16 protein-coding genes are annotated in these 18,543 nt (G+C 72.0%); 11 read left to right on the top strand and 5 right to left on the bottom strand.

Annotated features, from left to right (window positions below):
• Nucleotides 1-274 precede the first annotated feature (274 nt).
• The 4 genes from ACI2LP_RS01685 (at nucleotide 275) to ACI2LP_RS01670 (ending at nucleotide 4,482) form a co-directional block, all read left to right on the top strand.
• A complete protein-coding gene (locus ACI2LP_RS01685; RefSeq protein WP_404722533.1) occupies nucleotides 275-1,693 on the top strand; it encodes a phytoene desaturase family protein in 1,419 nt (472 codons plus the stop codon).
• A gap of 64 nt (nucleotides 1,694-1,757) precedes the next feature.
• A complete protein-coding gene (locus tag ACI2LP_RS01680; RefSeq protein ID WP_404722532.1) occupies nucleotides 1,758-2,276 on the top strand; it encodes an O-acetyl-ADP-ribose deacetylase in 519 nt (172 codons plus the stop codon).
• Between the two features lie 223 nt (nucleotides 2,277-2,499).
• Nucleotides 2,500-3,975, top strand: a complete 1,476-nt coding sequence (locus ACI2LP_RS01675) for an AlkA N-terminal domain-containing protein (RefSeq protein ID WP_404722531.1) — start codon at nucleotides 2,500-2,502, stop codon at nucleotides 3,973-3,975.
• Nucleotides 3,976-3,987: 12 nt separating this feature from the next.
• Nucleotides 3,988-4,482 carry a methylated-DNA--[protein]-cysteine S-methyltransferase gene (locus ACI2LP_RS01670; protein ID WP_404722530.1) on the top strand — a complete coding sequence of 165 codons (495 nt, stop codon included), beginning with the start codon at nucleotides 3,988-3,990 and terminating at the stop codon, nucleotides 4,480-4,482.
• Nucleotides 4,483-4,574: 92 nt separating this feature from the next.
• Here the strand turns inward: ACI2LP_RS01670 and ACI2LP_RS01665 are convergent, their stop codons facing one another.
• The 3 genes from ACI2LP_RS01665 to ACI2LP_RS01655 form a co-directional block, all read right to left on the bottom strand.
• Nucleotides 4,575-5,294 (bottom strand): SIR2 family NAD-dependent protein deacylase, encoded by a 720-nt coding sequence (locus ACI2LP_RS01665; RefSeq protein ID WP_404722529.1) that lies wholly within the window; start codon nucleotides 5,292-5,294, stop codon nucleotides 4,575-4,577.
• A gap of 95 nt (nucleotides 5,295-5,389) precedes the next feature.
• Nucleotides 5,390-5,881: an NUDIX domain-containing protein gene (locus ACI2LP_RS01660; protein WP_404722528.1), complete on the bottom strand. Its 492-nt coding sequence runs from the start codon at nucleotides 5,879-5,881 to the stop codon at nucleotides 5,390-5,392.
• A gap of 24 nt (nucleotides 5,882-5,905) precedes the next feature.
• Nucleotides 5,906-6,973 carry an ADP-ribosylglycohydrolase family protein gene (locus ACI2LP_RS01655; RefSeq protein ID WP_404722527.1) on the bottom strand — a complete coding sequence of 356 codons (1,068 nt, stop codon included), beginning with the start codon at nucleotides 6,971-6,973 and terminating at the stop codon, nucleotides 5,906-5,908.
• 232 nt (nucleotides 6,974-7,205) lie between these two features.
• Between ACI2LP_RS01655 and ACI2LP_RS01650 the strand changes: the two genes are divergently transcribed.
• Nucleotides 7,206-8,339 (top strand): glycerate kinase, encoded by a 1,134-nt coding sequence (locus tag ACI2LP_RS01650; RefSeq protein ID WP_404722526.1) that lies wholly within the window; start codon nucleotides 7,206-7,208, stop codon nucleotides 8,337-8,339.
• A 65-nt stretch (nucleotides 8,340-8,404) separates the two neighbouring features.
• Here the strand turns inward: ACI2LP_RS01650 and ACI2LP_RS01645 are convergent, their stop codons facing one another.
• Complete coding sequence (locus ACI2LP_RS01645) at nucleotides 8,405-9,601, bottom strand: PucR family transcriptional regulator (RefSeq protein ID WP_404722525.1); 1,197 nt, start codon at nucleotides 9,599-9,601, stop codon at nucleotides 8,405-8,407.
• A gap of 160 nt (nucleotides 9,602-9,761) precedes the next feature.
• Here ACI2LP_RS01645 and ACI2LP_RS01640 point away from each other — a divergent pair, with 160 nt between their 5' ends.
• The 6 genes from ACI2LP_RS01640 (at nucleotide 9,762) to ACI2LP_RS01615 (ending at nucleotide 16,642) form a co-directional block, all read left to right on the top strand.
• Entirely contained in the window at nucleotides 9,762-10,568 is an 807-nt protein-coding gene (locus ACI2LP_RS01640; RefSeq protein ID WP_404722524.1) for an ABC transporter ATP-binding protein, read from the top strand.
• Nucleotides 10,569-10,659: 91 nt separating this feature from the next.
• Nucleotides 10,660-11,457 carry an ABC transporter ATP-binding protein gene (locus ACI2LP_RS01635; RefSeq protein ID WP_404722523.1) on the top strand — a complete coding sequence of 266 codons (798 nt, stop codon included), beginning with the start codon at nucleotides 10,660-10,662 and terminating at the stop codon, nucleotides 11,455-11,457.
• Nucleotides 11,454-12,344 carry a branched-chain amino acid ABC transporter permease gene (locus ACI2LP_RS01630; protein WP_404722522.1) on the top strand — a complete coding sequence of 297 codons (891 nt, stop codon included), beginning with the start codon at nucleotides 11,454-11,456 and terminating at the stop codon, nucleotides 12,342-12,344. The genes ACI2LP_RS01635 and ACI2LP_RS01630 overlap by 4 nt, the downstream gene beginning before the upstream one ends.
• Before the next feature lie 49 nt (nucleotides 12,345-12,393).
• Nucleotides 12,394-13,464, top strand: coding sequence for a branched-chain amino acid ABC transporter permease (locus ACI2LP_RS01625; protein ID WP_404723034.1), 1,071 nt, complete (start codon nucleotides 12,394-12,396; stop codon nucleotides 13,462-13,464).
• A 3-nt stretch (nucleotides 13,465-13,467) separates the two neighbouring features.
• The gene (locus ACI2LP_RS01620; RefSeq protein WP_404722521.1) at nucleotides 13,468-14,733 is read left to right on the top strand and encodes an ABC transporter substrate-binding protein; all 1,266 of its coding nucleotides are present in this window, start codon (nucleotides 13,468-13,470) and stop codon (nucleotides 14,731-14,733) included.
• 232 nt (nucleotides 14,734-14,965) lie between these two features.
• A complete protein-coding gene (locus ACI2LP_RS01615) occupies nucleotides 14,966-16,642 on the top strand; it encodes a GNAT family N-acetyltransferase (RefSeq protein WP_404722520.1) in 1,677 nt (558 codons plus the stop codon).
• Here ACI2LP_RS01615 and ACI2LP_RS01610 read toward each other — a convergent pair whose 3' ends face one another.
• Entirely contained in the window at nucleotides 16,643-18,481 is a 1,839-nt protein-coding gene (locus tag ACI2LP_RS01610; RefSeq protein ID WP_404722519.1) for an AMP-binding protein, read from the bottom strand.
• Nucleotides 18,482-18,543 lie beyond the last annotated feature (62 nt).

Here is an 18,543-nt window from a genome sequence, read left to right as displayed (position 1 = left end):
AGCGCGAGCCGTCGCGACGGCGTGCCCTGCGGCGCGAAGCTGCCGTCTCCGCCGGGGCGGGGGCGTCAGCCCCTGCCTGCCCTCCCGCCCGCGGGGGTCTGGGGGCACCGCCCCCAGTTGCGGGAAGGGGCGGGGTGGGGGAAAGCCCCCTCGCGCCGCCCACCCATCCGTCCGACCCCGGAAAACATCGCGCCGGAATCCCCCTCCGCCCCCGCCACCCGCCCGCACCAATATCCTGGTTGCCTTGGCCATCGGCTGACAAAGGAGTCCGAAGGTGCCGTCGATGCTCGATGCCGTCGTCGTGGGGGCGGGACCCAACGGACTGACCGCCGCCGTCGAACTGGCCCGCCGTGGCTTCTCGGTGGCGGTGTACGAGGCCCTGGACGCCATCGGTGGGGGAGCGAGGACCGAGGAGCTCACCCTCCCCGGCTTCCGCCACGACCCCTGCTCCGCGGTCCATCCGCTCGGCATCGGCTCGCCCGCCTTCGACGCCATGCCCCTCACCCGGCACGGCCTTGAGTGGCTGCACCCCGAACTCCCCCTCGCCCACCCCTTTCCGGACGGCACCGCCGCCGTACTGAGCCGGTCGGTCGGCGAGACCGCCATGTCGCTGGGGGCCGGTGACGCCGGAGCGTACCGCCGGCTCGTCGCCCCTTACCTCGGCCACTGGAACACCTTCGCGGCCGACTTCCTGCGCACGCCGTGGGACGGCCTGCCCCGTGACCCGTACCGCTATGTCCGCTTCGGACTGACCGCGCTCCAGCCCGCCACCTGGATCTCGCGCCGTTTCGAGGGCGAGCGGGCCCGTGGCCTGCTCGCCGGGCTCGCGGCCCATGCCATCGCCCCGACCAGCGGCCTCGCCACCGGCGGCATCGCGCTGATGTTCGCCCTGGCCGCCCATGAGAAGGGCTGGCCCGTGCCTCGCGGCGGCTCGCAGGCGATCTCCGACGCGCTGGCCTCGTATCTGCGGGAACAGGGCGGCACGATTCACACCGGCGCGGAGGTGAAGCGGCTCGACGAGCTGCCCCCGGCCCGCGCGTACATCTTCGACACCTCGCCGACCGCGCTCGCCCGGATCGCCGGACTCGGCCAGGCGTATCAGCACTATCGGTACGGCGCCGCGGCGTTCAAGATCGACTACGCCCTGTCGGGCCCGATGCCCTGGACCGCGAAGGAGGCCCGCACGGCCGGGACCGTGCACATCGGCCCCACGGCCGGTGAGATCGAGGCCGCCCTGCACGCCGCCGTCGCCGGCAGCGACCCCCGTGTGCCCTTCCTGATCACCTCCCAGCCCACCGTGATCGACCCCTCCCGCGCGCCGGCGGGCAAGCATGTCCTGTGGGCGTACGGCCATGTGCCGGCCGGCTGGGAAGGGGACGCCACCGAGGTCATCGAGCGGCAGCTGGAGCGCTTCGCGCCCGGTTTCCGCGACCTCGTGCTGGCCCGCGCGGTCGCGGGCCCGCCCCAACTCGCCCGGCGCAACGCCAATTACGTCGGCGGGGACATCGCCTGCGGAGCGTTCGCCGGACTCCAGACGCTGATCCGTCCCAAGCTCGCCCGGGTGCCGTACGCGACCTCGCACCCCGCCGTCTTCATCTGCTCGGCCGCGACCCCGCCCGGGCCCGGCGTACACGGCATGTCCGGCCATCACGCGGCGAAGGCGGTCTGGCGCCGCTTGCGCGCCACACGCTGAGGACCACCCCCAGTTCGTCGGTGCCACCCACCCGCCGGGAGCCACCGCGCGCGAAGATGGCCTCATGACCGATCAGCCCGCCATCGTCCTCGTCCGCGGAGACATCACCCAGCAGCACGTCGACGCCATCGTCAACGCCGCCAACTCCTCGCTCCTCGGCGGCGGCGGCGTCGACGGGGCGATCCACCGGCGCGGCGGACCGGACATCCTGGCCGAGTGCCGTGCCCTGCGTGCCTCCCGGTACGGCAGGGGGCTGCCCACCGGCCAGGCCGTCGCCACCACCGCCGGCAACCTCGACGCCGGCCATGTGATTCACACGGTCGGACCCGTCTGGTCGGCCACCGAGGACCGTTCCGCGCTGCTGGCCTCCTGCTACCGCGAGTCGCTGCGAGTCGCCGACGAACTGGGGGCCCGCACCGTCGCGTTCCCCGCCATTTCCACCGGCATCTACGGCTGGCCGATCGACGACGGCGCCCGCATCGCCGTCGAGACGGTGCGGGCCGCGGACACGGCGGTGGCGGAGGTGCGCTTCGTCCTCTTCGACGAGCCCGCGTACACGGCCTTCGCCGCGCAGGAGCACTGACAGGTCTTACTCCGGTGCGGCCTCGCCCTGTGCGACCTCGACGCTCGTGTGCAGATCGTGCGCCGCGTCGACCGCAGCGCCCGCCGAGAGGGCGACGCTGATCAGGATCACGCCGGCCAGGGCCCGGGGGAGGCGCGCCGGGCTTCGAGACGGCCCAGGCAGCCGAAGGATGATGTCGTTTTCTCGCCAGCCCCGGCTCTCGCGCTGCTGGATCCTTGTAGCCATGCACACCGACACCGAGCGCTGCGTACGCGCCGTCCAGTCGAAGGACGCCCGCTTCGACGGCTGGTTCTTCACGGCCGTACTGACCACGCGGATCTACTGCCGCCCCAGCTGCCCGGTGGTGCCGCCGAAGGTCGAGAACATGACCTTCTACCCGAGCGCCGCCGCCTGCCAGCAGGCCGGATTCCGGGCCTGTAAGCGCTGCCGCCCCGACACCAGCCCCGGCTCGCCCGAGTGGAACGCCCGCGCCGATGCCGTCGCCCGCGCCATGCGCCTCATCCGCGACGGCGTCGTCGACCGCGAGGGCGTGCCGGGTTTCGCCGCCCGGCTCGGCTACTCGACGCGCCAGATCGAGCGCCAGCTCCTCGCCGAACTGGGCGCGGGCCCGCTCGCCCTGGCCCGCGCCCAGCGCGCCCAGACCGCCCGCGTCCTCATCGAAACCACCGGCCTTCCCCTGGCCGAGGTCGCCTTCGCGGCCGGTTTCTCCTCCATCCGTACCTTCAACGACACCGTCCGCGAGGTCTTCGCGCTCGCCCCGGGCGAACTGCGCACCCGCGTCGCCCGCAGCCGCTCCACACCGCCACAGACCCCCGGCGTGATCGCCCTGCGGCTGCCCTACCGCGCACCGCTCAACCCGAGCAACCTCTTCGGGCACCTCGCGGCCACCGGCGTACCGGGCGTCGAGGAGTGGCGGGACGGCGCGTACCGCCGCACCCTGAGCCTCCCGTACGGACACGGCATCGTCGCCCTCACCCCGCGGCCCGACCACATCGCCTGCCGGCTCTCGCTCACCGACCCGCGCGACCTCACCATCGCGATCAGCCGCTGCCGCTGGATGCTCGACCTGGACGCCGATCCGGTCGCGGTCGACGACCAGTTGCGCAGGGACGAACTGCTCGCCCCGCTGGTCGACAAGGCCCCGGGCCGGCGGGTGCCGCGCACCGTCGACGCGGCGGAATTCGCGGTACGGGCGGTGCTGGGCCAGCAGGTCTCGACGGCCGCAGCCCGCACCCACGCTGGTCGCCTGGTCACCGCGCACGGCCGGCCGGTCGAGGACCCCGAAGGCGGACTCACCCATCTGTTCCCCGCGCCCGCAGCGCTCGCGGTGCTGGATCCCGAGACCCTGGCGCTGCCCCGCAGCCGCCGCACCACCCTCACGACCCTCGTCGGAGCGCTGGCCGACGGCTCGTTGCAGCTCGGCCTCGACAGCGACTGGGACAAGGCCCGCGCCCAGCTGACCGCACTGCCCGGCTTCGGTCCCTGGACGGTCGAGGTGATCGCCATGCGCGCACTCGGCGACCCCGACGCCTTCCTGCCGAGCGACCTCGGCATGCGGCGCGCGGCGGCGGAGCTCGGTCTGCCGTCGACCCCCGCCGCACTCACCGAACGCGCCGCGGCCTGGCGGCCCTGGCGTGCGTACGCCGTCCAGTACCTCTGGGCCACCGACGGGCATCCCATCAACCACCTCCCCGCGTAAGGAAGTTCAGCCATGACCAGGCAGCACACGGTTGTCGACAGCCCGTACGGACCACTGACCCTCGTCGCCACGGACGGGGTGCTGAGCGGCCTCTACATGGCCCGGCAACGCCACCGCCCGGACGAGGAGACCTTCGGCGAGGAGGACTCCGCGCCCTTCCGCGAGACGATCCGTCAGCTCGATGCGTACTTCGCCCGCGAGCTGACGGAGTTCGACCTGCCGATGCGGCTCGAGGGCACGCCCTTCCAGCGGGGTGTCTGGGATCAGCTGCGGCAGATCCCGTACGGCGAGACGCGCACATACGGCGAACTGGCCGAGGCGCTCGGCAACCGGGGCGCGTCGCGCGCGGTGGGGCTGGCGAACGGCAAGAACCCGATCGGGATCATCGTGCCGTGCCATCGGGTGATCGGTTCGTCGGGGAGTCTCGTCGGATACGGGGGCGGGCTGGACCGCAAGCAGCGGCTGCTGGCGTTCGAGTCCGGCACCCCGGACGACGCACTGTTCTAAGGGGCAGGGCTCAAAAATCAAGCCCGTCCGGCGATTGAGGACAAACCGGCTGCCGCGCGGACCCGGCAACCATCGGCCCCGGAGGCGCTGGACTACGCGAGCCGCTTCAACAGCGCCGGCAGCGCCGTGCCGATGGGGTCGCGGATGATCTCGTCCGCCAGCTCGTCGTACGGAGTCGGTTCGGCGTTCACCACGATCAGCCGCGCCCCGTGCTCCGCCGCGATGCCCGCGAGCGACGCCGCCGGCTGCACCTGCAGACTCGTGCCGACCGCGATGAAGACCTCGCTCGCCTTGGCGATCGCCATCGCATCGGCCAGCACCTGCGGATCGAGCCGCTGCCCGAACATCACGGTCGCCGACTTCAGGATCCCGCCGCACGCCAGGCACGGCGGGTCCTCCTCGCCCGCCTCCACCCGCGCCAGCGCCTCCGCCATGGAGGAGCGGGCATGGCAGCCGGTGCAGACCACGGTCCGCGCCGTGCCGTGCAGTTCGAGCACCTTGCGCTCGGGCATGCCGCCGAGCTGATGCAGTCCGTCGACGTTCTGGGTGATCACCCGGACCGCGAACCCGGACTGCCGGTCCAGCTCGGCGACGGCGCGGTGCGCCGTGTTCGGCTCAGCGCGCCAGGTCGTGCTCTCGCGCCGCATCAGCCAGGCGCGGCGGCGGATGTCCGGATCGGCCATGTAGTAGTCGTACGTGACGAGCTTTTCGGCCTGCGGATCGCGCCGCCACAGGCCGTTGGGCCCGCGGTAGTCGGGAATGCCGGAGTCCGTGGAGATGCCGGCGCCGCTGAGGATCGCGACGAGAGTCATACGGCGAGCCTACGCAGCGGGTCCCCGCGTCTGCGAGCCGATTTACCCCACCCAGCCGTCAGGCGGAGCCACCTGCTCGGGCGGGGCCCGCCTGCTCAGGCGGGCGGCTGCCCGTTCTCCAGCTCCACCGTTCCGGTGCCGGCCTCCAGCGCATCGAGCGCGGCCAGCACCCGGTGGCCCAGCGATCCCAGCAGGTGGGCGCGGATCTCGTCCCGGGGCACCAGCCGCCAGGAGAGAAGTTCCTCCTCCTGCAACTGGATCGCCTTGAACCGGTCCTCGGTCAGCACCCCGCCGTCGTACACATACGCGGCGATCGGCGGCCGCGCGACACCTGGCACCCAGTCGACCGCCAGCAGCGCCCCCAGCTCCAGATCCAGACCGATCTCTTCGAGGGTCTCCCTGCGAGCTGCCTGCCGCGGGGTCTCGCCCTGGTCCGACTCGACGGTGCCGCCGGGCAGCACCCAGCCTTCGCGGTAGTTGGGCTCGACGAGCAACACACTGCCCTGTTCGTCGCGGATGAGCGCGGCGGCGCCGGCGAGGATGCGGGGGAGCGATGCGATGTACGTGGCGTAGTCAGAGGTGGTCACACCGGAAGCGTAAGACAGGCGCAGTCACGTCTCAGCCAACCGCAGCGTGCGCTTTGCCAGTTCGCTGATCCGTACCCCGTCGAAGCCGAACACCGCGCTGCGCACCCGGTCCTCCAGCGGGTCCGTCCACTGTGTGGGGATGGCGGAGGCCCCGCACAGCACCCCCGCGACCGAGCCCGCCGTCGCGCCGTTGGAGTCGGTGTCCAGACCGCCGCGGACCGTGAGGGTGATGGTGGGGGTGAAGTCACCGGCGCCGTACAGCAGTCCGGCGGTGATGACGGCGGCGTTGGGCACGGTGTGGATCCAGCCGAGGCGGCCCGTCTCCGCCTCCAGCTCGGTCAGGGTGTCGGACCAGGACAGCCCGGAGTCGTACAGGGCGGCCGTACGCCGGACCGCGCGGGCGAGGCGGCTGCCTGCCGGGATGCGTTCCAGCGCGGCGTCGATCGCCTCGCGCGGGCTGTGCGCGGTGAACGCGGCGGCGATCAGGGCGGCCGCCCACATCGCGCCGTACACGCCGTTGCCGGAATGCGAGAGCACCGCGTCACGGCGGGCGAGCGTGGCGGCGCGGCGCGGGGCGCCCGGGGATGTCCAGCCGAAGATGTCGGCGCGGATGAGGGCCCCGATCCACTCCTGGTAGGGGTTGTCGTGGGTGGCGGTGAGCGGGGGCCCCAGGCCGTTGGCGAGATTGCGGTAGGCGGCCCGCTCGGCGGTGAACGTCTGCAGGATCGGCAGATGCAGCAGCCAGATCTCGCCCACCTGCTCGGTGGTGAAGCCGAAGCCGTGGGTCTCCAGGAGATGCAGCCCGAGGATCGCATAGTCCACGTCGTCGTCCCGGCAGCTGCCGTGGATCCGGCCGCGTACGCACTGGCGCCACTCGGGACGCAGCTCGAAGCCTGCTTCGTCGGCGCCGGGCGGGGGTTCGGGAAGGTAGTCGGTCAGCGGGAGGGCGTCGGCCTGGCGCAGATAGCGGTCGATGCGCTCGCGCGTCCAGTAGTCGCCGCGCTCGACGGGCTTGCCGAGCATGTTGCCGGCGACCCGGCCCAGCCAGCCGCCGAGGATGCGGTCGGCGAGGTCCGCGCGCTGTAGGCCCATACGTCCGGTTTACCGAATCGGCGGCCGAACCGCGCGGTGGTTGGCGCGGCTCGCTGCCCGGCATGACAAGTTGTGACGGTAGCGCCCTTACACGCCGTACGAGTGCCGTCGTGGCCGGGCGGTGCACCGGGCATGACGCCTGGCGCGCCGCGTCGGACGGGTGGCACGTCCTCCGACAGGGCGGATAGGGTCGTGGCGGCGCGACTGCCTGTTCGATAGCAAGGGATGCAAGGTGACGAACGGAGCAGTTACTCAGCCCGCGTGCGTGCTCGTCGCGGCTGACAAATTCAAAGGCTCGCTCACGGCCGTGCAGGTCGCGGAGCGAGTCACGGCAGGTCTCCAGCGGGTCGTACCCGGTCTGGCTGTCGAGACCCTGCCCGTCGCGGACGGCGGCGACGGCACGGTCGCGGCGGCGGTGGCGGCCGGGTTCGAACGCCGCGAAGTCCGGGTGACCGGGCCGCTCGGTGAGCCCGTGACAGCGGCGTACGCCCTGCGGGACGGCACCGCGGTGGTGGAGATGGCGGAGGCGTCCGGCCTCCAGCACCTCCCCGACGGGGTCTTCGCGCCGCTCACCTCGACGACGTACGGCTCGGGCGAGCTGCTGCGCGCCGCGCTCGACGCGGGGGCGCGGACGATCGTCTTCGGTGTCGGCGGCAGCGCGACGACCGACGGCGGCGCGGGCATGCTCGCGGCGCTCGGGGCGCGCTTCCTGGACGCGGACGGCGAGCCGGTCGGGCCGGGCGGCGGCGGGCTGAGCGACCTCGCCACGGCCGACCTGTCGGGGCTCGACCCACGCCTCAAGGACGTGGAGCTCGTCCTCGCGAGCGATGTGGACAATCCGCTCACGGGGCCCAAGGGCGCTCCCGCGGTGTACGGCCCGCAGAAGGGCGCGACGCCCGAGGACGTGGCGACGCTGGACGCGGCGCTTGCGCACTACGCGTCCGTCCTCGGCCCCGAGCAGGCGGACCTGCCCGGTGCGGGGGCGGCGGGTGGTGTCGGCTACGGCGCGCTCGTCGCGCTCGGGGCGCGATTCCGCCCCGGCATCGAGGTCATGCTCGACGTACTCGGCTTCGCAGCGGCGCTGGAGCGGGCGACGCTGGTGATCACGGGCGAGGGCTCGCTCGACGAGCAGACGCTGCACGGCAAGGCACCGGCGGGCGTCGCGGCGGCGGCGCGCGCGCAGGGCATCGAGGTCGTGGCGGTCTGCGGCCGACTGGCCCTGCCCCCGGAGGCCCTGGGGCGCGCGGGCATCCGCCGTGCGTACGCCTTGACGGCCCTGGAACCGGACCCGGCGAAGTGCATGGCGGAGGCGGGGCCGCTGCTGGAGCGGGCGGCGGAGAGCATTGCGCGGGACTTCCTGACCTGACCGGGATTTTCCGAGCCGATCGGGATTTTCCGAGCCGACGGGGCCGGGGTGAGGGCGGTTCTCCCTCACCCCAGCCGAAACGCATCCAGTGCCAGCATCATCTCGATCAGGTCCCGCGGGCGCGACAGTGACCGCGATGTCAGTTGTTCCAGGCGGCGCAGCCGGTTGAACACCGTGTTCCGGTGGCAGAACAGCCGCGTCGCCGCCCGGCCGGCCGAGCCCCCCGACTCCAGCCACGCGTCCAGCGTCTCCAGCAGCACCGCCCGATCCGCCGGGTCCAGGGCCAGCAGGGGGCCGAAGACGTCCGCGACCAGGTGGGACGCCAGGTCCGGCCGGCTGACCACCAGGGCCGTGGGGAGGCGTTCGTCCAGGCGCACGATGCGGTCCGTGTCGGGGCCGCACGTGCGCAGGGCCGTTTCCGCCAGGCGGCGGGCCTCACCCAGATCCGCGAGGCCCGGCACAACCGGGCTGATGCCGCCCGGGCGGCCCGGGCAGCGTCGGCGCAGCACCTCTGCCAGCTCCGTCAGCCCCACCCCCGGCTCCAGCGCCACCACCGCGATCTCGTAGTCCGTACGCATCCGCCAGAAGAACCGCAGCCCCTCCGCCGCACCGATCCGGTGGAACGGCTCACGCCCCGCCGCCCGCTCCACCCGGATCACCACCACCGCGTACCGCCCCTGCTCCGGCAGGTCCAGGCCCGCCGCCGCGCTCGCCGCGAGGCCCGGCGCCGATCTGCCCTCGAGCAGTGCGTCCAGCAGCGCCTGCACCCGCTCGTCGCTGCGCCGCCGCATCTCCTGCTCCGTACCGCGGTAGGCATCCGCGACCGTGGACGCCTGCCGGTCCACTCCCGCCCACACGTCCGACGCCAGATGCACCAGCACCGGCAGCGACTCCGGGTCCTTCTCGGTGACGATCTCCAGCAGTTCGTCCCAGACGAGATAGCCCGCGTGCCGGTACGCGTACAGCAGCAGTTCCAGCGGAAGTCCCTGCTCCGCCCGCCGCCGGCCCAGCCGTTCCGCGTACTGGAGGTCCCGCCGGGGCGCCGAGCGCTTCGCTGCCAGTGCCTCGATGCCGTACCGCATCGCCTCGCTGATCTGCTGCCAGTGCTCGTCCCTCGGCACGGCTAGATCGAACTGCGGTGAATGGGCCTGAAGTGCCTCGATGAGCTGGTCCGTCAGTTGCGGCACGCGCTCCAGAAGCACCTGGGCGGCGCTCATCAGGACGGACCACTCACGCTCGGTGCGCTCTCTGCGGCCACCCATGACCTGTGAGGATGCCAGCCCTTGTGCCGGTGCACAATGCGCGCGCCGCACCGCTGGTCATCCGCAGCGATTCGGGCATACCGCCTGGACGGTACGTCCCGACCGGTGCTGACGTGTGCCCCCACAGGCAATTTCGAACAAGCCCGGAAAGGGGGTCTGCATGGCAGCCGCCTCACTCGAAGTGCGTGCGCTGTCCGTCGGCTACGGGCCGGTGCGGGCACTGCGCGACGTCACAGTCGATGTACCCGAGGGCGCGATCGTCGCCGTCCTCGGCGGCAACGGTGCCGGCAAATCGACCCTGCTGCGCGCCGTCTCCCGCACCCTCGGTTTTCAGCGCGGACACGTCACGTCCGGCAGCATCCGCTTCGACGGCCGCCCGCTCGAAGGACTGAGCGCCGCTCGGGTCGTCGCCGCGGGCGTCGTCCAGGTCCCGGAGGGACGGCAGGTCTTTTCGCGGATGACGGTCGCCGACAATCTCCGGGCGGGTGCCCTGGGCTCGACCGGCGGGCGCCGGTCGAGTGCCCAGGCCCTCGCCCGGGTGCATGAGCTCTTCCCCGTCCTCGCCGACCGCGCCCACCAGCGGGCCGGACTGCTGTCCGGCGGGGAGCAGCAAATGCTCGCGATGGGACGGGCGTTGATGGCCCGGCCACGGCTGCTGCTGCTCGACGAGCCGTCGCTCGGCCTCGCCCCGCTGATGGCGGCCCGGATCGCCGAGACGGTGCAGGAGATCAACGCCACCGGAACATCGGTCCTGCTGGTCGAGCAGAACGCCGCGATCGCGCTGCGGCTGGCCTCGTCGGCGTACGTACTCGACGTGGGCGAGGTCGTCCTCTCGGGCCCTGCGGACGAGCTCGCCGCCTCGGACGAGGTGCGTCGGCGCTATCTGGGAGTGGTGGACGAGGACGCGGCCGCGGATGCGTCCCGCGCGCAGGCGACGACGCAGACGCTGAGGAGGTGGCCGGCATGACCACTGTGGAATCCAGCCGGCAGGTGAGCCGCGGGATCTGGGGCGCGGCCCCGGTCAGCGGGCTGCGGCCCGCATCCGGCAGGGGGCACCGATGACCGACACCGCATCCGGCGGCGCCGTGCCCGCCCTCGACGTCACGGACCTCACCGTCCGGTTCGCCGGGCTCACCGCCCTCGACTCCGTCTCCTTCACCGTCCAGCCCGGCAGCGTCCACGCCCTCATCGGCCCCAACGGCGCCGGCAAGTCCACCTCCTTCAACGTCCTGTCCGGCGTCTACCGGGCCACCTCCGGCAGCGTCCGCTTCGGCGAGGCGGAGCTGACCAAGCTCTCTCCCGACCGCATCGCCGCCCTCGGCATCGCCCGTACCTTCCAGAACCTCGCGCTCCCGCCGCACGCCACGGTCGCCGACAGCCTGCTGCTCGGCCGGCACCGGCTCACCCGCGCCGGGTTCCTCGCTGCCGGACTGCGGCTGCCGTCCGCCGCTCGCGAGGCGCGTCAACACCTGGAGCGGGTACGGGAGATCGCGGAGTTCACCGGACTCGGCGGCGATCTGGACCGGCTCGCGGGAGCACTCCCGTACGGAAAGCAGAAGCTCGTCGAACTCGGCCGCGCCCTGTGCATGGAGCCTCGGCTGCTGCTCCTCGACGAGCCCGTCGCCGGGATGACCGCGGACGAGCGGCGGCAGATCGCCTCCGTCATCGCGGGCGTACGCGACAGCCTCGGCATATCCATCGTGCTCGTCGAACACGACATGGGGATGGTGATGCGGCTCGCGGACGCCGTGACCGTCCTCGACTTCGGGCGCCGGATCGCCGACGGCACCCCCGCACAGGTACAGAGCGACCCGGCCGTCGTACAGGCCTATCTAGGAACGGAGGCCCAGGTATGACGACCTTCACCGAACTACTCCTCGGCGGACTCTCCATCGGATCCGTCTACGCGCTGATCGCGCTCGGCTTCGTCGTCATCTTCAAAGCCACCGAAGTCGTCAACTTCGCCCACGCGTCCCTGCTTCTCGCGGGCGGCTATGTCACCGCCGTACTCCACGACGACATCGGTTTCTGGGGCGCGCTGGCCGTCGGTATCGCGGGCGCTGCCCTCGTCGGCGCGGCCGTGGAATTCCTCGTCATGCGCCGCTACCGGGGCTCCGACCACAGCGTCCTGGCCATCGTCACCATCGGCGTCGACATCCTCCTGACCACCGAACTCACCCGCCGTATCGGCACGGACGTCCTCGCCCTCGGTGACCCGTGGGGCGACCACGTCGTCACCATCGGGGACATCACCATCGCGCAGACCCGTATCGCCGCCTTCGTCTCGGCGGCCCTGCTGATCACCGCGTTCCTGCTCGCGTTCCGATACACCTCGTGGGGCGTTTCGATGCGGGCGGCGGCCGAGAATCCCGAGACCGCCGCGCTGATGGGAGTACGCCTGGGCCGGGTATCGCTGGCCGCCTGGGCGGTGGCGGGCGCGCTCGCCGCGGTCGCCGCGCTCTTCCTCACCGTGTTCCCGACGCCGGGGCTCGAACGCGCCACCTCGCTCGCCGCACTCAAGGCCTTCCCGGCGGCGATCCTCGGCGGGCTCGACTCCACCACCGGCGCGCTCGCGGGGGGTCTGATCGTCGGTGTCACCGAGTCCTTCGCCACCGGCTACCAGAGCGAACTGTCCTTCCTGGGCCGGGGGATCGGCGATCTCGCGCCGTATCTGGTGATGGTGCTCGTCCTGCTGCTCAGGCCGGCCGGACTCTTCGGCACAAAGGAGCCCGCCCGTGTCTGAGACGCTGAAGAACCCCGAGGCAGACGTGGCACAGAGCCTCACGTCGGACGTGAAGAGCCCCAGGGCGTATGTGAAGAGTCCCAAGGCGTACGTCTGGATCGCCGGCACCGTCCTGCTCTTCGCCCTGCCCTTCTACCTCGACCGCTTCTGGCTGCAGGCCGGACTCTTCGCGATGGCCGCCGCTATCGGCGCGATCGGGATCAACCTCCTCACCGGCGCCACCGGGCAGCTGTCCATGGGGCACGCCTTCTTCCTCGCGGTGGGCGCCTACAGCTACTGCGTCCTGGCGGGCGACAGCGGCGTGGAGAACGGTCACCGCCTCATCGGACTCGGACTCCCGACCTGGCTCGCCGCAGTACTGGCGGTCCTCGTCGCGGGCGCGGCGGGCGGCCTGTTCAGCCCCATCGCGGGACGGCTGCGCGGCGCGTATCTGGGCATCGCCACGCTCGCGCTGATCTTCATCGGTCAGCACGTCCTCTTCAACGCTCATGATCTGACAGGAGGGTTCAACGGCCGGGCGGTTCCGCCCCTGTCGCTCTTCGGCATCGACTTCGACGACAGCGAGACGGTCATCGCAGCCGTCCCCTTCCAGTCCGCCGAGAAGCTCTGGTACGTGGCACTGCTCGCCCTCATCGGCTGCGGCCTCTTCGCCCGCGGAGTGCTACGGGGCCGCCCCGGCCGCGCCATGAACGCCATCCGCGACCACCGCATCGCCGCGGGTGTCATGGGCGTCCCGGTCGCCCGCTACCGGGCCGCCGTCTTCGTCCTGTCCTCGATGTACGCGGGACTCGCCGGCGTACTGATCGCCCTGGTCTTCCAGCGGACCGTCCCCGAGTACTTCGGTGTGATCCTTTCGCTCGAATTCCTCGCGATGATCGTGATCGGAGGTCTCGGCACGGTCGCCGGCGCTGTCGTCGGCGCGGTCTTCGTCTCTCTGCTGCCCCAGCTCCTCACCCACTACAGCGACACCCTCCCGCTGGTCTCCGCCCCCGGCACGGGCGGCGTCTCACCCGGCGAGGCATCGCGCTACCTGTACGGCGCCGCGGTCGTCGCGGTCGTCCTCTTCCTGCCCGGCGGACTCACCCGTCTCATCACCTCACGCAAGACCCCACAGGAGTAGACAATGAAGTCACGTCTGTACGCGGCGGCGCTGGCCGCCGCCCTGACCCTCACCAGCGCCGGCCTCGCCGGATGCAGCTCGAAGGCCACCGACGGCGGCGCGGGCGAGAAGGACGCCGGCGGAGTGAAGACCGGCGAAGGCGTCACGAACAAGACCATCACCCTCGGCGTGCTCACCGACATGACCGGCGTCTACGCCTCGCTCGGCAAGAGCGTCACCCAGGCGCAGCAGCTGTGGGCGAAGCAGACCAACGCGGCCGGCGGCATCTGCGGCCGCAACGTCGAGCTCACCGTCCGGGACCACGGCTACGACCCGCAGAAGGCCGTCGCGGCGTACACCGAACTCGAACCGAAGGTGCTCGGCTTCTCCGAGTTCGTCGGCTCGCCCTTCGTCGCCGCGGTGAAGGGCCGTATCGACGGCCAGGACAAGGGACTCGTGGTGCCGCAGGCCTGGTCGGCATCGCTGCTGGGCAGCCCGTACATCCGGGTCGTGGGAGCGACGTACGACATCGAGACGATCAACGCGGTCGACTATCTGCTCAGCCAGAAGCGCATCGCCAAGGGCGACAAGATCGGTCATGTCTACTTCGAGGGCGACTTCGGGGAGAACGCGCTGAAGGGCTCGAAGTACGCGGCGAAGCAGGCAGGTCTGACCGTCGTCGAGCAGAAGATCAAGCCGACTGACAACGACATGTCCGCCCAGGTCGCCGCGCTCAAGAAGGCAGGCGTCAAGGCGGTCGTCATCAGCGCCGGACCACGTCAGGCGGCCTCGCTGGTCGGCGTCGCCGCGGCGGGCGGCTTCAAGGTTCCCATGATCGGCAACAACTCCGCCTTCGCGCCGCAGCTGCTGGGCACCCCGGCGGCGCCCGCGCTGACGAAGGACTACTACGTCGCCGCCTCCACCCTCCCCATCGGCGACCCGGGCGCCGGCCCGGCCAAGCTCGCCAAGGAGTACAAGGCCGCTTACCCCAAGGACGGGCTCGACAACGGCGTGGTCGCGGGCTACACAGCCGCGAGCGTCTACGGCGAGGTGCTGATGAAGGCCTGCGCGTCCAAGGACCTGACACGAGAAGGCATCGACAAGGCGCTGCTCACCGTCTCCTCGTTCGACAACGGCTTTGGCATCACGAACAACTTCTCCGACCCCGCGGCACCGTCGACCCGGCAGAGTCTGATCATGAAGCCGGACCTCAAGGTGCCGGGCGGTCTGAAGGTGGTGCGGCCGGCGGCGGTGTCCAAGTCGGCGGAGTCGTACAAGACGGGCAGCTGAGCTCGGGTCCGGGCGGGGCTTTCCCCTCCCCGCCCCATCCCTGAAACCGGGGGCTGCGCCCCCGGGCCCCCGAACGCGACCTTCGGCCGCGTGTCCTCAATCGCCGGACGGGCTGAGATTCAGCCCGTCCGGCGGAAACCAAGCCCCTCTGGGGGTCCCCCGGACGAAGTCTGGGGGAGATTGAGGAGCGGAGCTTGGGACGGAGCCCCAGGGGGACGCCTAGGGTCGTCCCGTGTGGATACGTGACGCCCGCTCCGACGAGGCCGACGCCCTGACCGCCCTGATCCTGCGCTCCAAAGCGCACTGGGGCTACGACGACGCCTTCCTCGCGGCATGCCGCGACGAACTCACCGTCGCCGCCAGTGAGATCGCCGCACGCCGGATCGTCGTGGCCGAGGAGGACACCCCGGTCCTCGGCGTCGCCTCCCTCGAGGGCGAACCGCCCCACGGCACCCTCGGCCTGCTCTTCGTCGAGCCCTCGGCGATCGGCCGCGGCATCGGCCGAACACTGTATGCGTATGTTCTCGACACCGCCCGCGAGTTGGGCTTCAAGCGGCTCACCATCGACTCCGACCCGCACGCCGAGCCCTTCTACCGGACACTGGGCGCCCGCCCGGTCCCGACCAGGACGGGGGCGCTGCCGCGCCTGGAAGTCACGCTGACTCCGCGCCCCGGCTGGGCACAGGCCTGGACGGGCGGCCAACCCGCCGTACACATCGGCAATGTCGCCGAGTTCCAGGGCCAGTTCGGCGATGTGACCGATGACGCCCGGCAGGCGGCCGCGCACTACTCCTGCCTCGCCGCCTTCGCCAGCCCGCACCCCGCGGCGCTCGTCCTGCCCAGGTCCGTACCCCGCCAGTGGATCGCCCTGGTCGCCCGGCAGCTGGGCTGGGGCCGGGTCGAGGTGTACGAGGGCCTCACCGGCCCCGACGTAATCGCCCGGCCCGCGCTCGTCGGCAGGCTGCGCGGCCTACGGCTGCCGTTTGTGCCGTGGGGCCACACCCAGGCTTTCGGCCAGCTCTCCGGACGCCAACTGTCGCCGGACGCACTGCGATACGAGTCCAAACGGGCATCGCATGTCCTCTTCCGGCAACTGGCCCCCGAGCATCCGGGCATCGTGGTGCCCGAGAGATGGACGCCCGCCACCCGCCGCGAGGCGGCCCGGCTGATCGCCGCCCGGGCCCGCGCCGGGGCGGCCACCGTCGTCAAGACCGAGCACGGCGCGGGAGGTTCGGGCACCCGCGTGGTGACGGACCGCGTCCGGGCGCGCTCACTGCCCAGCGGCTCGCTGCTGCTCGAGGAGCATGTGGCGGGCGACGGGGTGCCGAGCGATCCGACGTACGACGGGCTGATCGACGCCCAGGGCCAGGTGCACGATGTGGGCGTCGCGGCGATGGACGTCGAAGGCACGGCCTACCGTGGGGCGACCGTGGGTCCTGGAGCCGTGCCGGACGGCCTTGCCGCGCACGCCCTGCGGTTCGGCCACGCGGTCGGCCGGGAGCTCGCCGCGAGCGGCTACCGCGGCTGGTACGACGTCGACTTCGTGACGGGCCCCGAGCGGCGGCTCGCCCCCACCGAGACCAATCTCCGGCTCACCGGCCCCTCGGCGGCGTTCATGGTGAAGCTGCGCCTCGACGAGATGCGCGGCGGTGACCATCTCGTACGGTCACTCGACCGCGTACCGCTCGGCGCGCGCCTACCCGAGCCCGAACTGATCGAATTTCTGCGAGAGTTGACGGAGCGCTGCGCGGGGATCGAGGCGATTCTCGTGCCGTCGATCCCCACGGCGGGCTATGAGCCCGATCCGTACGTGGGCGTGCTCATCGCGGCCCGTACGACTGACCGGCTGGATGTCGCCGACGCCCTCGTGCGGGCCGTGAGCCACGACCTGGGCCGGATCTTCGACTGATCACTTCTCGCGCTCCGGCCCGGACTTCAGTCCGCCCCACGCCGCCCACGCCGCAACGACACCAGCCGCGATCATCAGCGGGACATTGAAGACGTAGACGAGCGCCGCTTGCCGTGGCCAGTCCCACTTGTCCGCCAGCCGGTACAGATTGTCCTGCGGCCACCAGGAGACGAGCAGCCAGACGATCGACAGATGGGCCGCGGCCGTCAGCCCCTTCGGCCTGCGCCGGCTCGCCATCAGCCGACGCCCGCCGAACAGGAACGCCACACCGACGGCGAACGCCATGCTTTCGGCGAGGTACAGACCGCGGAAGAGCCACGCCCAGGGGCCCGGCACCAGGGAGAGATCGGTGGAGCCGGGCCAGAACAGGTTCGTCAGGAAGAGCGAGGCGATCAGGACGGGCGCCGCCACGGCGAGCAGGCCGACGACGGGCCGCCCGTCGGACGGCACGGAGCCGCCGCCCTTGCTGCCGCTCGTCCTGCTCGCCGCGGATCTGACCGGTGGCCGCACCAGCGCCGTGCGGTCCACCTTCCCCGCGCTGTTGCGTGGCAGGGATCCGATCGGTACCACGGTGCGGGGGATGTCCGCGGACGGCACAGCGCCCGTGAGGTGAGTTCGCAAGGTCCCCGTACCCGGCGCGCTACCCGAGGAAGGCAGCACATAGGCGATCAGCCGTCCGCCGCCCTCGCCCACGACAGCTTCGTCCACCCCCGGATGCCCGGCGAGTGCCGTCTCCACCCGGTAGGTGTCGACGGTGCGGCCGTCCACCGTGACCCGGTGCGCCATCCGGCCGCGGAACTCCAGCGGCCCCGAGCCGTCCTGCCGCCCGAGATCCCCGGTGGGCACCGCGTCACCGCCGCCGGGCGGCGTGAGCCAGATCTGCCCCTTACGGATCCGCGCTTCGACGCCGGGGAACGGCCGGCCGAGATAGGCGTGCTGCTCGGGATCCCCGACCGGCCCCGGCAGCTGGCCGGTCTCGAACCAGGTCCCGCACCCGGCGACCTCGGTGGGACCGTACACGCTGATCAGCCGCGCGCCCGGGGCGAGCCCCCGCCCCAGCCGCACCTGCTCGTCGAGCCGGAGCCGTTCTCCGCCGATCGCTACCAGCCGCAGCCGCGGCAACTCCGTGCCGCCGTCCAGCAGCGAGGCCGCGCTCAGTGGATCGGTGTCGGCCACGGTGAACGCCTCGCGCCGGGTGAGCACCAGCGTGGCGCCCGCGCCCAGGGTCCTTATCCAGCCGCCGTTGAACTCGGTGGTGTCCGGCGCGGCCGTCACCAGGACCCGGTCGTCGCCGGTGAGTCGGTAGACCTCGGCCCAGGCGTCGTACGAGGCCCTCAGCAGCCCGTGCGAGACGGGCACGCTGCGGCGCGCGCCCGTGGTCCCGGCAGTGAACAGCACCGCGGCCTTCGCACCGGTGGCCGCGGGCGCATCGAGCGGATCGCCCGAATGGGCCTCGATGGCCGCGGCGTCCGTGTCCAGGCAGATGACGGGCCGCCCGCTGCCGTCCTCGACGCGGGCCAGATGGGCCCGGTGAGTGATGAGGGCCCGGGCATCGAGGCCGGGCGGCTCGGTCTGCTCGGGCCCGATGACGGCGTAGGCCCCGCCCGCCTTGAGTACGCCCAGGACGGCGACCAGCACATCCGGGGTGCGTACGGTGCGTATGGCGACGAGACCACCGGCGGGCAGTCGTGCGTTCTCGGTCAGATGCCGGGCCAGCTGGTTGGCCCTCGCATCCAATTGCCGATAGCTGAGCCGGGCACGGTCGGTGAGCACGGCGGTGCGGTCCGGCTCGGTCCGCACCCTGTCTTCGAACAGCTGATGAAGCGCTCCCCCTGGCATGACCGGATCATTCCAGAAGGCGCCGAGCATGACGAGGGCCCGGGTGCGGATCGCACCCGGGC

Source organism: Streptomyces sp. NPDC019890, from assembly GCF_044903445.1.
GTDB lineage: Bacteria > Actinomycetota > Actinomycetes > Streptomycetales > Streptomycetaceae > Streptomyces.
Note: the sequence above shows the minus strand (reverse complement) of the source record. Positions and strands in the feature narration are given on the sequence as shown.